The sequence below is a fragment of the Glutamicibacter endophyticus genome (assembly GCF_048457885.1).
Lineage (GTDB): Bacteria > Actinomycetota > Actinomycetes > Actinomycetales > Micrococcaceae > Glutamicibacter > Glutamicibacter endophyticus.
In genome coordinates, this window is sequence record NZ_CP174200.1 from 1,771,932 (window position 1) to 1,785,972 (window position 14,041).

12 protein-coding genes are annotated in these 14,041 nt (G+C 61.1%); all 12 read left to right on the forward strand.

The genetic code is table 11. The features are described 5' to 3' along the window. Window positions 1–8 precede the first annotated feature (8 nt). The 12 genes from ACJD00_RS08260 (at window position 9) to ACJD00_RS08315 (ending at window position 14,011) form a co-directional block, all read left to right on the forward strand. On the forward strand, window positions 9–1,046 hold the full coding sequence (locus tag ACJD00_RS08260) for a tRNA (adenine-N1)-methyltransferase (RefSeq protein ID WP_309407199.1): 1,038 nt from the start codon (window positions 9–11) through the stop codon (window positions 1,044–1,046). A gap of 190 nt (window positions 1,047–1,236) precedes the next feature. Continuing rightward, on the forward strand, window positions 1,237–2,874 hold the full coding sequence (gene arc / locus ACJD00_RS08265; protein ID WP_309410440.1) for a proteasome ATPase: 1,638 nt from the start codon (window positions 1,237–1,239) through the stop codon (window positions 2,872–2,874). Then, window positions 2,871–4,487 (forward strand): depupylase/deamidase Dop, encoded by a 1,617-nt coding sequence (gene dop / locus ACJD00_RS08270; RefSeq protein WP_418906623.1) that lies wholly within the window; start codon window positions 2,871–2,873, stop codon window positions 4,485–4,487. The genes arc and dop overlap by 4 nt, the downstream gene beginning before the upstream one ends. Before the next feature lie 33 nt (window positions 4,488–4,520). Then, on the forward strand, window positions 4,521–4,706 hold the full coding sequence (locus tag ACJD00_RS08275) for a ubiquitin-like protein Pup (protein WP_418906624.1): 186 nt from the start codon (window positions 4,521–4,523) through the stop codon (window positions 4,704–4,706). 62 nt (window positions 4,707–4,768) lie between these two features. Further along, complete coding sequence (gene pafA / locus ACJD00_RS08280; RefSeq protein WP_418906625.1) at window positions 4,769–6,142, forward strand: Pup--protein ligase; 1,374 nt, start codon at window positions 4,769–4,771, stop codon at window positions 6,140–6,142. A 119-nt stretch (window positions 6,143–6,261) separates the two neighbouring features. Beyond that, a complete protein-coding gene (locus ACJD00_RS08285; protein ID WP_418906626.1) occupies window positions 6,262–7,188 on the forward strand; it encodes an FKBP-type peptidyl-prolyl cis-trans isomerase in 927 nt (308 codons plus the stop codon). 34 nt (window positions 7,189–7,222) lie between these two features. Beyond that, window positions 7,223–7,618, forward strand: coding sequence for an FKBP-type peptidyl-prolyl cis-trans isomerase (locus ACJD00_RS08290; protein WP_309407191.1), 396 nt, complete (start codon window positions 7,223–7,225; stop codon window positions 7,616–7,618). A gap of 92 nt (window positions 7,619–7,710) precedes the next feature. Further along, window positions 7,711–9,705 (forward strand): helix-turn-helix transcriptional regulator, encoded by a 1,995-nt coding sequence (locus ACJD00_RS08295; RefSeq protein ID WP_418906627.1) that lies wholly within the window; start codon window positions 7,711–7,713, stop codon window positions 9,703–9,705. Between the two features lie 4 nt (window positions 9,706–9,709). Further along, window positions 9,710–10,084 (forward strand): hypothetical protein, encoded by a 375-nt coding sequence (locus tag ACJD00_RS08300; protein WP_309407187.1) that lies wholly within the window; start codon window positions 9,710–9,712, stop codon window positions 10,082–10,084. 22 nt (window positions 10,085–10,106) lie between these two features. Next, a complete protein-coding gene (tatA, locus tag ACJD00_RS08305; RefSeq protein ID WP_309407186.1) occupies window positions 10,107–10,328 on the forward strand; it encodes a Sec-independent protein translocase subunit TatA in 222 nt (73 codons plus the stop codon). Between the two features lie 9 nt (window positions 10,329–10,337). Beyond that, window positions 10,338–11,171: a twin-arginine translocase subunit TatC gene (tatC, locus tag ACJD00_RS08310; RefSeq protein WP_418906628.1), complete on the forward strand. Its 834-nt coding sequence runs from the start codon at window positions 10,338–10,340 to the stop codon at window positions 11,169–11,171. 62 nt (window positions 11,172–11,233) lie between these two features. Beyond that, the gene (locus tag ACJD00_RS08315; protein ID WP_418906629.1) at window positions 11,234–14,011 is read left to right on the forward strand and encodes a DEAD/DEAH box helicase; all 2,778 of its coding nucleotides are present in this window, start codon (window positions 11,234–11,236) and stop codon (window positions 14,009–14,011) included. The last annotated feature ends 30 nt before the right edge of the window (window positions 14,012–14,041 follow it).

The following is a 14,041-nucleotide window of genomic DNA, read 5'->3' on the forward strand; positions in this document are numbered from 1 at the left end:
AGGTAATCGTGACAGAACAGAACAGCAACACGGCCCACGGCGCCGCGGCGCGCCGCGGTCCCTTCCGCGTCGGTGACCGGGTGCAGCTTACCGATGAGAAGCGCCGGATTAACACCATTACCCTTGAAGAGGGCGGTGAATTCCACACCCATAAGGGCATTTTGCGCCACGAGGAAATCCTTGGAAAGCCCGAGGGCAGCGTCATCGAGAACGTTGACGGCTTCCGCTACCAGGCGTTGCGACCGTTGGCGAAGGATTTCGTGTTGTCAATGCCACGTGGAGCGACCGTGGTCTACCCAAAGGACGCGGCCCAGATCGTTCAGTTCGGCGACATTTTCCCCGGGGCCCGCGTGGTGGAAGCCGGCGTAGGCTCCGGCGCACTCTCGATTTCGCTGTTGCGCGCCGTGGGGGACCAGGGCTTCTTGCACTCCTTCGAACGCCGCGAGGAATTCGCCGACATTGCCCGCGGCAACGTGGCTACTGTCTTTGGCGGGGAGCACCCCGCATGGCGTATTTCCATCGGTGACTTCCAGGAGCAGGTCGTTGCGCTCGAGGAGCCAGGCAGCGTGGACCGCGTGGTGTTGGATATGCTCAGCCCTTGGGAGTGCCTTGACGCCGTGGCCACCGTGTTGGCCCCCGGAGGCGTGTGGACCAACTACGTGGCCACCGTGACGCAGATGTCTCGCGTGGTTGAGGCCATCCGCGCTTCGGGACAGTTCACCGAGCCCGAGTGCTTCGAAACCATGGTGCGTGGCTGGCACGTCGACGGCCTTGCCGTCCGCCCGGATCACCGGATGGTCGCGCACACCGCATTCCTGATCACCTGCCGCCGCCTGGCCGATGAAACCAACGGCATCCCCAAGGCCAAGCGTATTAAGGAGCACGGCTATTCGGCCGAAGACCTCAGCGCTTGGACGAAGGATCACGATCCGACCGTGTGGACCGCGGAGGCCTTAGGGGAGCGCGGACTCTCGGCTAAGAAACTGCGTCGGGCAGCTAAGGACGCGGCGCGTCCCGAGCAGGTTCGCAAGGACAACGAAGCCTAACGCATTTCTCGCCATGTGGACTTTCGGCCCCGCACCTTTTGGGTTGCGGGGCCGTGCCTTTCTAAGATGAACCCAGTCACATCGGCGTAGCATGGCAAGTAGAACCCGGTGGAAGACCCACCCTCCGGTCAAGGTGAAAGTGAGTATCGTGTCCGACAGTAGCGAAGCCCAACTGGCCGAGCGGCTTTCCATGAGTGAACGGCAGATCAATATCCTGCGCGACAAAAATCGCAGCCTGGATAAGCAGCTGGCCACCCTCAACGGCAACAACCAGCGGCTCGTGGCGATGCTAGAACGCACCCGCGAGCAGATCGTGAATCTCAAGACGGCCCTGGAAAAGGACGGCGACACGCCCTTTAGCTACGGGACCATCACAGCGCTACACCCGCGCCGGCACCCCGAACCGGGCACCGGGATTGAATCTACGGCCGTTCAGTCAGTGGATGTTCAGTACTCCGGGCGCAAGATGCGAGTGGCGGTCAGTCCACTGCTGGACTTCGAGAAACTTCATGTCGGACAGCAGGTGCTGCTCAACGAAGCGCTCGTGGTCATTGCCGCCTTGGGCTACGAGTCCACCGGCGAGCTGGTCACCATCAAGGAATTGCTGGATGATCACCGTGCCGTGGTCATGGCCCGCGCCGACGATCAACGGGTCGTGGAACTCGGCGAGCCCTTGCGCTCGGTCCATTTGCGCGTGGGTGATCAGCTCACGTTGGACTCACGTACCGGGCTGGCGATGAGCCGGGTGGTCCTTACCGACATGCAGTCGCTGGTACTCGAGGAAGTCCCCGACATCGCCTACTCCGATATCGGCGGGCTGAACTCGCAAATCGAGGCGATTCAGGATGCCGTTGAGCTGCCCTTCGCGCACCCCGAGCTCTATCGCGAACACGGGTTGACCGCCCCGAAGGGTATCTTGCTCTATGGTCCTCCCGGCTGCGGTAAAACGCTGATCGCCAAGGCGGTGGCCCATTCCTTGGCCGAACGCGCCGCGGCGAAAACCGGATCGCAAACCACCCGGAGTTACTTCCTGAATATCAAGGGTCCGGAACTGCTGGATAAATATGTCGGCGAAACCGAACGTCATATCCGACTGATCTTCGCCCGGGCGCGCGAAAAGGCGGTCAGCGGTGATCCGGTCGTGGTGTTTTTCGATGAAATGGACTCGCTGTTCCGCACCCGCGGCACCGGAGTCTCATCGGATGTTGAAACCACCATTGTTCCGCAGTTGCTCTCCGAGATCGACGGTGTGGAACGACTGGATAACGTGATCGTGATCGGTGCCTCAAACCGTGAAGACATGATCGATCCGGCCATTTTGCGTCCGGGCCGTTTGGACGTGAAAATCAAGATTCGCCGCCCCGATGCAGAGGGCGCAGCCGATATCTTCGGCAAATACCTGACCGAAGCGGTGCCATTGCACGACGCGGAGCTTGCCCTTGACGGCGGAGACCGCCAGGCAACGGTGAACCGGCTCATTGCCAGCACCGTGGAATCAATGTACTCCACCGCGCCGATCAATGAATTCCTCGAGGTCACCTACGTCACCGGTGAGACCCAGGTGCTGTACTTCAAGGACTTCGTCTCCGGTGCCGTGATTCGCAATATCGTGGATCGCGCCAAGAAGCATGCGATCAAGGAACTGCTCACCAACGGGCAGCGCGGCATCACCAGCGACTTTCTGCTGCGCGCCGTCCGTGAAGAGTTCGCCGAACACGAAGATATGCCGAACACCACCAACCCGGACGATTGGGCACGGATTTCCGGGCGCAAGGGGGAGCGGATCAGCCATATCCGTTCGCTGGTCGGCAAGGGGCATCGCTCGTGAGCGCCCGTCGAGTTGTCGGGCTGGAAACCGAATACGGCATTATCCGCCCGTCCATGCCGCGGGCCAACGCCACCGTCCTATCGGCGCAGATCGTGGACTCCTACGCTCAACTGGTCCGCGAAGGCGCCGGTCAGGTCCGCGGTACGCGATGGGACTATTCCGAGGAAAGCCCGCTGGCCGACGCCCGTGGATATCAAGTGGAGCGTTCGACCGCGCACCCCAGCCAGCTCACCGATATGGAACCGGCCGAACAGCCCGGCATGGTGTGGACGGCCGAATCGGTGGCCTTAGATGCTGGCGACGCGCGCGTGGGGCAGGCGCTCTACCGCGAGGAATACGCCAGTGACGTGGTGATGAACATGGTTCTGGGCAATGGCGCGCGTTTTTATGTGGATCACGCCCACCCGGAATACTCGAGTCCCGAGGTGACCACCCCGCACGATGCGGTGCTCTGGGATCAGGCCGGTGACGAGGTATTGCGCCGCGCGGCGGCTCATAACGACCAGCTGGGTAAAGGGGTGCTGCAGCTCTACAAGAACAACACGGACAATAAGTCCGTGTCGTACGGGGCGCACGAGAATTATCTTGTCCCACGCGAGGTCGAATTCTCGGCCCTGATTTCCGTACTCACCCCATTCTTCGTGTCCCGTCAGGTGATTTGTGGAGCCGGGCGAGTCGGCCGCGGCATGCTTGGCAACCTTCCCGGATTCCAGATCTCGCAACGAGCGGACTTCTTTGAAGCCGAAGTAGGGCTGGAAACCACCATTAACCGACCCATTATCAACACGCGCGATGAACCACACGCTGTGTGGGATAAGTATCGGCGGCTTCATGTGATCATCGGTGATGCCAATCTCGGGCAGATTTCCACGCTGCTCCGGGTGGGAACCACCAACCTGGTGCTCTCCATGCTTGAGGCAGGTTGCGCGCCGCAACTCGAACTCATCGACCCGGTCGGTGCGCTTCAGCAGATCAGCCACGATCCGACGCTGCGAACCACGGTGGCTCTGCGTGGCGGGAAGCGACTGACCGCCCTCGAGATTCAGCGCATCTACTTTGAAGCCGCTGCCAGTCACTGCGCGAAAACCGGGGCGGATGACCCGGCCACCGAAGATATTCTGGCGCGCTGGGAGGGGCTGCTCGATGATCTGGAGCGGGATATCTTCAGTGCGGCCGACCGCGTGGACTGGATCGCAAAATACCGCCTCATGTCGTCCTATACGCAAAAGCACGGCGTAGGCTTTGACGATCCACGCATCGCGCTGATGGACATTCAGTGGGCCGATCTCGACAAGCAAAAAGGCCTGTACTACCGGCTGGCCGCTCGCGGTGCCATGGAGACGCTGTTCGACGAGGCACAAATCAATGAAGCGGTGCTCGCCCCACCGACCGACACGCGGGCCTACCTGCGCGGGATGGCGTTACAGCGCTACGCCGATCACGTGGTGGCAGCGAACTGGGACGCGCTCTCCTTCTCGGTGCCCGGGGCCCGTAAACTAAATCGCATATACCTCACCGAACCACTGCGCGGCACCCGGGCAGAGGTCGGGGCGTTATTTGACGCGGAAATGGAGATCGCCGAATTTCTCGACTCTCTCCCGCCGCGACTCTAACCGCACACACCTTCCGATGAAAGGACCGTTGAGATGACTCAGGAAAGCTTCTCTTCCCGTAAGCAGCAGCAAGGCACCGAAGCCGAGCAGGAATTCACTCAGGCGCAGCGTAGCGGCACCGAGGCCGGGGTCGATGACCTGCTCGACGAGATCGATTCCGTGCTGGAAAGCAACGCCGAAGAGTTCGTGCGCGGCTTCGTCCAAAAGGGCGGCCAGTAGCCCTTAGCGGCAGTGAAAGACTGCGCGTCACAACGCGCACCCGGTAGTGAAGGTGGGATTAGGTGGACCGCAGAATTTATGGGCTAGAAACCGAGTATGGGCTGACCTATGTGCCCTCGGACGGGCGTCGGCTCACCCCCGAGGATGCGGCGCGCCACCTCTTTCGCCCAGTGGTCGCCTGGGGGCGTAGCTCGAACGTGTTCCTAACCAATGGGTCACGGCTCTACCTCGATGTCGGATCACACCCGGAATATGCCACCGCCGAATGCGACAACCTTCAACAGTTAATCGCCCACGACCGGGCTGGTGAGGCGATTCTGCTGGACTTGGTGGAGCAGGCCGAGGAGCAATTGGCCGACGAAGGGCACCATGGCAAGCTCTTCCTGTTCAAAAATAACGTGGATACCGCAGGTAACTCCTACGGTTGCCACGAGAATTATCTGATCACCCGCCGCATGGAATTCAAACGGCTGACCGATATGCTCATCCCATTTTTGGTCACCCGGCAGCTGCTCTGTGGTGCCGGTCATCTGGTCAACATCGATGACGAGACCCGCTTCGTCTTCTCACAACGTGCCGACCATGTCTGGGAGGATGTCTCCTCGGCTACGACACGTTCACGTCCCATTATCAACACTCGCGATGAGCCGCATGCGGATGCCGAGTACTACCGTCGGCTGCATGTGATCGTGGGGGACACCTCCATGAGCGAAACCACTCAGCTACTCAAGATCGGTACCACCGATCTGGTGTTGCGGCTGATCGAATCGGGGGAGATCTATCACGATCTGCGTTTGGAAAACCCGATCCGTTCGATTCGTCAGGTCTCGCACGACTTCACCGGCCAAACGGTGGTTCGTCTGATGTCCGGCGACGAGCCGACCGCTTTGCAGATTCAATGGAAATTGCTGGAACTTGTCACCGAATTTGTCGAACGCCACGGCGCACACCATGAATCGGTCCCGCATATTCTTGCCCTGTGGGAACGTGTGTTGACCGCAATCGAAACCCAGAATTATGGGCTGATTGACACCGACATTGACTGGGCCATCAAACACAAACTTCTCACCGGGTACGCGGCGAAAAATAACCTGGAGCTATCGGACGCCCGGATTGCCCAATTGAACTTGACCTACCACGATATCGATCCGACACGCGGAATCTTCCACCTGCTACAGAAGCGTGGCCTTGCCACCGGTGTGGTGGATCCGTCCGCGATTCGTGCCGCCATCGATCAGCCGCCGGCGACCACCCGAGCGAAAATTCGTGGCGATTTTGTCAGGGCGGCCCGGGCCACCGGTCGGCGCTATAGTGCCGACTGGGTCCATATGAAATACGAGGAAGGGGCCGGTGGCACCGTCTTGTGCAAGGATCCCTTCGCCACCGAAGACCCTCGCGTGCAGGAACTTTTGGCGATCATGAATCAACCGGTGTAAGCCTCCGCGTCGATTAAGAGGATTCACAGCCTGCACCCGTAGGCTGGTTCGTGGACATTGCGCCTGCGCCCACCGACCACGGTGGTACAGGCATTTCACCGCAGACGGAAAGTAGATACGTGCGTAAGATTTTGGCAATGGGGGCTACCGCCTCCCTTCTGGCCCTGTCATTAACCGCCTGCGGCGGGGCCTCCGGCGACAGCCTAGACTCGATCAGCGTCAAGCCTGGCAAGGACGAGAAAACCGCCCCCGAGGTAAAGTTCAACGCCCCGCTGTTGACCGATAAGAGCGAAGCGGTGACTCTCGAATCCGGTGACGGTGCCGAGATCGATCCGGGCTCCTCCATCAGCATCAAGTCAGGCATCTACAAGGCCATTGACGGCACCTTAACCAACGAAAACTTCACCGGCGACGCCACCAGCATGACCGTGGATGACACCATGAAGCAATCCATGCCGGAGTTCTACAACCTCTTGGTTGACTCCAAGGTCGGCGACTGGATCGCCTACACCACGGTCGAGGGCACCCCTCAGGCAGACGGTTCGGTGGCCGAGCCGGCGGAAGGTGCGAAGGCCGAACGCATCATCATCATTCATGTTGAAGGCGCCACCGCCCCGAGCAAGGATCTGTCCAAGGACGAGATCAAGAAGCTCAAGGACGAGAAGAAGCTGCCAACCGTCGACACCTCCGGTGACACCCCGAAGATCAGCATCCCCAAGGACACCGACGCGCCCAGCGGTCTTGTCGTAGACGTGCTCGAAGAGGGCAAGGGCAAGGAAGCAACTAACACCTCGAAGGTCACCGCCAACTACACCGGCGTGCGCTGGGAGGATGGCAAGGTCTTCGATTCCAGCTTCGAACGCGGTAAGGCCACCGAGTTCTCGCTCGATGGGGTCATCAAGGGCTGGACGGAGGGCCTGAGCGGCCTGAAGGAAGGCAGCAAGGTGCTCTTGAGCATTCCGGCCGATAAGGCCTATGGCGACGGGGCGAACGGACAGCCGGCCGGCCCATTGGTCTTCTACGTGGAACTAGACAAAGTTAAGTAGTCTTTAAGCTCAAACATCTAAGGAAGGGACGCGCATGTCATTTGGTCAGCGCAACTACGACCGCACCAAGCCGGAAATCGACTTCCCGGGCGCCGAGCCGCCCACGGAACTGGTGATTACCGACCTCATCGAGGGTGACGGCGCCGAAGTTACCCCGGGTACCACCGTGCAGGCCCACTACGTGGGCGTGGCCTGGTCCACCGGCGAAGAATTCGACGCGTCGTGGAACCGCGGCTCCACCCTCGACTTCCCGGTCGGTGTGGGCATGGTCATCAAGGGCTGGGACGACGGCCTGCTCGGGATGAAGGTCGGTGGCCGCCGCCGCCTGGAAATTCCGTCGCACCTGGCCTATGGCGAACGTGGTGCACCCGGCGCCATCGCCCCCAACGAAGCTTTGATCTTCGTGGTTGACCTGATGGGCGTCAAGTAGCCTAGGTCTGTGAGGCGGCCGATTCGTGAGTCACGAATCGGCCGCTCGACTTTTTAACAACCCGGGTGGATTTTTTCGTTAGGGTAGGGGATGTGAGCACGAAGCACCGTGATGAAGCCAGCAAGGCCGAGCGCCTGACCAGTCTGATCTATGCCATGGCCACCACCAGAGGCAAGGTGACCGCCGAGTTCATCGGCAATTATCTCAACCCCGAGGGGAGCGCCGAGGCCAAAGAGAAGGCCATTGAGCGGCTCAAGGAGGAAATCCGAAACGAATTCGGGTTGCGGGTTATCAGCGAACTAACCGCGGATGACACCACCTATTACCGGATTGACCGCGATGACTGGCTATTGCCGCCGTTGGAGTTCTCCCCGGCCGAAACCGGCCTGATCGCCCTGGCCGCCACCCTCTGGAAGGACAGTAAGCTCCAGAGCCTTGGGCTCAATGCCGCCGCCCGCGTCACCGGGGCCGTGGATGGTGTGCTCACGCCGGTGGCCGGCAACCTGCTTCCGCGCCTGTCCATGGACGAACCAAACTTCAAGCAGTGCGCCTTGGCCGTGTTCAACCGCCGAACCGTGCGTTTTGATTATCGCGATAGCAACGATGTGCCCAGCCGACGGGTGGTAGATCTGTGGGGGATCGGGCAACGTTACGGCAACTGGTACTTCACCGGATGGGATCACTCGCGCGCGGATCGCCGCGTGTTTCGGCTGGCGCGGGTCGAAGGAAAATTCGCCATCGTCAACCGTGGCAAGGCCGGTACCGACGGGACGTATCATCCACGCCCCGACGACTTCGACATGAACGAGGTGCTACTGCAATTCGATGCGGCCACCCAACCGGTGCTGGCCCGCGTGCAACTGCTCGAGGACTCGGCCACCCCCTTGCGGGCCCGGGCCATCTCCGAAACCCAGGATCTGCTAGAGATCCCCTACGCCGGGGAACAATCCTTCTCCCAAGACTTAGCCTCCTATGGGCCTGCCGTTGAGGTGCTCGCCCCCGATTCCTTGCGGGAACGGGTGTGTGCGGTGCTCGACGCGGCCGCAACGGCACAGCATCACATTGGGCAACAACTGGATGTGCAGCAGATCAAATTCCGGCCGAGCCGTCCCTCGGGCCGCGGCAGTACCGCGCAACAGGTGATGCGAAATATCGAGCTGATCCAGTATGTGGTGGCCCACGGCAACGTCTCGGCCCGCGAACTAAGCGAGCGCTTCGACATCCCGGCCTCTAAGCTTCCCGACGAACTGGCCATGCTTTCGCTCTGCGGCGTGCCCTACGGCTACCCGAACGAGCTGATCAACGTCAACGATGGCGACTACGACGCCGAGACCATCTCGATCTCCAACGCCGCGCTCCTGGGTGAACCGCAGAAGCTCGCCCCCATGGAAGCGATCGCCGTGCTCGGCGGGCTTAACGCCCTGCGCAGCGTGCCGGAGTTCGCCGATCACCAGATCTTGGGGTCGGCCCTGGCCAAAGTCAATGAGGCGGTGGCCCGATTCGACGGCTGGAACGGCGCACTGGGGTTCGCATTAAGCCAGGCTCGCGATCACGATGTGCTCGGACTGCTGCACCGTGCGGTAGCCCAGCACCACGTGCTGCGCATCGACTACTATTCAGCCAAATCCGGGGTTCACGCGGTGCGCGAGATCGAACCGGTGCGGATGATCGAAGACGGCACCTTGAACTATGTGCTGGGCTACTGCCGCACCCGACAGGCCGTCCTGACCTTCCGGGTGGACCGTATCCTCAGCGCCGAGCTGCTCGGTGAGCGCTTCGAACTTTCCGAGCGTCATGAGCCGGCCGACACAATGACCCCACAGTACGCCTCCAGCGCCGATGACGAATCGGTGGTGGTGTACGTGGCCGAAGACGCGGTGCCCGCCGTCGAGGCCTACCGGCCGGTGGCGTGGTCTACCGCCCGGGTGGCCGGCGGGTACCTGGCGAAAATTCGGTTCGCCGACGCGTTGGTTGCCGCCCCGCTGATCGCCCGCGAAGGCGGTAGACTGGCGGTCGTGTCCCCGGCGGATGCGAAGGAAAAAGTTGAGGCGTGGCTCAGCCGTGCCCGAGCGATGTACAAGGACTGATTGAATGCTTCCCTGGTGGTTTTGGGTGCTGCTGTGGCTGGTGCTGATCTTGGCGACCCTGCTACTGGTGGTACTGGCAGGGGTGTGGCTCTTCCGGCGCTTCATGAAGGTCCTCGACGATCTTGGGACGGCCACTACCCAATTCGGTGAGCAGCTCGCGGCTGAAGGCACCGTCGTCGAGTACGCCCCGCGCACCCGCCGTTACCCTTCGGGTACCAAGGCCACCCATGGTGATCCGAAGAAGATTCGCAAGAAACTCGAAAAGGGTAAGGCCGAGCGAATCGAGGCCCGACGCGAACGCCGAGTGGCTCGTCGACGTGAGCGGGGACAAGCTCAGAACATGAATGACCTCGGCTTGTTTGACGTAGACTTTAAGTAGACATTAGTAGGGGGTAATCCACATGGGTGGTTTGCAGGGATGGCACCTAGTCATCATTATTGTGTTGGCGTTGCTGCTCTTCGGCGCGCCGAAGCTTCCGGGCTTGGCCCGGTCGATGGGACAGTCGCTTCGCATCTTCAAGTCCGAGGTGCGCCAGATGAAGGACGACGATCCGGCAGCATCGGAGACCATTGACGGCTCGGTCGTTGAGCCTAAGAACGACGACGAGAAGAAGAACTCGTAATCTTTATCCGTGGCAAAGAACACCAACAAAACCAAGCGGCCTAAGCGACCTAAAAACGCCGAAGGGCGGATGTCTCTCAAAGAGCATCTCATCGAGGCGCGAAATCGACTCTTTAAGTCGCTGATCGCCCTCGCCCTGTGCACGATCGTAGGCTTCTTCGTTTACGACGACCTGCTGGCGTTGCTCATCGAACCGGTGAAGGATGCCGGTGGTTCGGTCAACTTCACCGCCGTGATGTCGCCCTTCGACATCCTGCTCAAGGTCGCTCTCTTCGTCGGTCTCGTGCTCTCCTCCCCGGTGTGGATCTACCAGATCTGGGCGTTTATCGTCCCGGGGCTGAAGAGCAACGAGCGCAAACTGGGCTACGCCTTTGCCGCCGTCGCCGTGCCGCTGTTCCTCGGCGGCGTGGCCATGGCCTACTTCGTGTTGCCCTTCGCACTGAAGTTCTTCATCGGCCTGGCGCCGGAGAACTCCGACACGCTGTTCACGATCGACACGTATCTGCCCTTTATTTTCCGGTTATTGCTCGCCTTCGGGTTGGCCATGCTGGTTCCGGTGCTGATGGTCGGATTGAATATGGTCGGGGTGCTCTCCTCCAAGCTGATCCTGAAGAACTGGCGTATCACGGTGTTCCTCATCGCTTTGGTGGCGGCCATGGCTGCCCCGGGCGGCGATATGATTACCATGTTCGCGCTAGCCGGACCGCTCTTCGTGACCTTCGCGGCGGCCACCATTTTCTGTGTGCTCAACGACAAGAAACGAGCCAAGAAGCTCAAGGCGCAGGAAGCCGAAAACGAGCGGATGGCCGCCTCCGGCCATAGCGAAATCGACGATCTCAAGTAATCGCCGCCGACACCGGTGCGGTGCCAGGTGGTAATCAGTACCCAACCGAGCAAAGGACCCCGGTGACTTCACCCGCCGAACGCTACGCGTTATCTAAGGCCCGAGCGGTGGAAGCGGAAACGCCGCTGCCGGATTTTCGAGCCAGCCTTTCCTTCGATCTCGACGATTTCCAAGCCGAGGCCTGCCGTAGTGTGGCCGCCGGGCACTCCGTGCTGGTCGCCGCGCCTACCGGCGCCGGAAAAACCGTGGTGGGCGAGTACGCGATCTTCCAGGCTCAACGGGAGAACCGCAAGGCCTTCTACACCACCCCCATCAAGGCGCTGAGCAACCAGAAGTACGCGGAACTGGTGACCCGCTACGGAGCCAAACGCGTCGGTCTGCTCACCGGGGATACCTCGATCAATAGCGAAGCGCAGATTGTGGTTATGACCACCGAGGTGCTGCGCAATATGCTGTACGCCGATTCGCCGACCCTCGACGGGCTGGGCTACGTGATCATGGACGAAGTGCACTATCTGGCCGATAAATTCCGGGGCGCGGTCTGGGAAGAGGTCATCATCCATCTGCCGATGAACGTGCAGATGGTCGCGCTCTCGGCCACGGTCTCGAACGCTGAGGAATTTGGCGGCTGGCTCGACACGGTGCGCGGCAAAACCGACATCGTCGTCTCCGAGCACCGACCCGTCCCGCTGTTCCAGCACGTGATGGTCGGCGGATCGATCGTGGATCTCTTTGCCGAAGATGTCGCCTTCGACGAGGTCGCCGGCGCCCAAGCACCGAATGCCACGGTCAATCCCGAACTGCGCAAGCTCGCCCGGAACCTTCGTGCCCCGGCCCGTGGGCCACGCGGGAAACGCGGCGGCCCGCCCCGTCGCGCGGCCGGAGCCGGACAGCGCAGGGTGAGCCGCGCCGAGGTTATCCGCTCACTGGATCACCATGGCCTGCTGCCGGCAATCTTCTTTATTTTCTCGCGCAAGGGCTGCGATATGGCGGTGCAACAATGCGCCTACGCAGACCTGCGATTGACCACCAACGAAGAATCCGCGCAGATTTCTGCTGCGCTCGATGCCGTGGCCCACCAGATCCCCAGCGAAGACCTGGAAGTTTTGGAGTACTGGGCATGGCGCGATGGCTTGCTCCGCGGCATCGCCTCACACCACGCCGGGCTGCTGCCGATCTTCAAGGAGATCGTCGAAGACCTGTTCGCTCGCAATCTACTCAAGGTGGTTTTCGCGACCGAAACGCTCGCCCTAGGCGTGAACATGCCAGCGCGCACCGTGGTGCTGGAGAAGCTGGTGAAGTTCAACGGCGAAACCCACGTGCAGATTACACCGGGGGAGTACACCCAGCTCACCGGGCGAGCCGGCCGCCGCGGCATTGACGTCGAAGGCCATTCGCTCGTGTTGTGGAATCCGGAGATGGAGCCCGAAGAACTGGCGGGCCTGGCCTCGAAGCGTACCTACCCGCTGCACTCCTCGTTCCGTCCGACCTACAACATGTCCACGAACCTGCTGGCACAGTTCGGCCGCGAGCAGACCCGAGCGATTCTCGAATCCTCCTTCGCGCAGTACCAGGCCGACCACTCGGTGGTCGGTATGGCCCGTCAGGTGCGTAGCCGCGAGGAATCCCTCGAAGGCTACCGCAAGGCAATGTCCTGCCATCTGGGTGATTTCTCCGAGTATGTGAAGCTGCAGCGCGAACTGGCCGCCGCGCAAAAGCTTGCCGCGCGTAATCGCCGGGTCGAACGACGCAATGCGGCCCAAAAGTCCATGGCGTCGGTGATCCGTGGCGATGTGGTGGACCTATCGGGGAACCGGAAGATGGGCCGGGCGGTCATTATCGCCGTCGACGACTCCCTGCACGATCCACGCCACACCATCCTCACCGAGGAAGGACGCCTGCGACGCCTGTCGCTGGCCGATCTCAACGGACCGTTGGAGATCATCTCGCGCGTCAAGGTTCCTAAGTCCTTTACCGGCAAAACACCCAAGGAACGCCGCGACTTGGCCTCGGCACTCCGCAATGCCATCTACGAGCACCGTCCACCGCGATTGGACGCCCAGGGCTTCAACTACGGCGATGAGGGCTTCCTGAACGAGGCGCAACAGCTGGAACAAGCCCTGCGGGACCATCCCTGCCACGGTTGTAATGATCGTGCCGAGCATATGCGCTGGGCCGACCGCTATTGGAAGCTGAAAAAGGAAACCGACAAGCTGCGGCGCAATATCCGTGGCCGGACGAACACCATCGCCCAGCAGTTCGATCGGGTCTGCCAGGTGCTCGAGCGTCTCGAGTATCTGCTTCCCGGCGAGGGTGACGAGTTCACCATGACCGACGCCGGTCGTCGGCTGCGCCGCATTTACGGGGAACGCGACCTGCTGATCAGCCAGGTGCTGGAATCCGGCCAACTCAACGGGTTGAGCCCGGAGGAGTTGTGCGCGGCGGTGGCCTCCTTGGTCTTCCAAGGCCGACGGGAATCGGATCGACCGGACCCGAAAATGCCCACGGAGAAGCTCAACCAGCTTTGGCACCTGTCCATCAATGCTTGGGGGAAGCTCTCGGACCTAGAAGAGGAAATGCGTCTAGAGCCGACCACTCCACCGGAATCAGGGCTCATTTGGCCGATTTTCAAATGGGCTAAGGGCGCAACGCTGAACAACGCGTTGCGCGGCACCGAAATGGCTCCCGGCGACTTCGTGCGCTGGGCCAAACAGGTGATTGACACCCTCGAACAGTTCGCACAGAACCCGCAGTTGCCCGCCCGGCTCGTCAAGAACTCTTCACGTGCCGTGGATCTGCTCAAACGCGGGGTTATCGCCTACTCGAACGTGCTGAACTAACCGCGGTGTCCACCGACGTAGAAAGGTAAC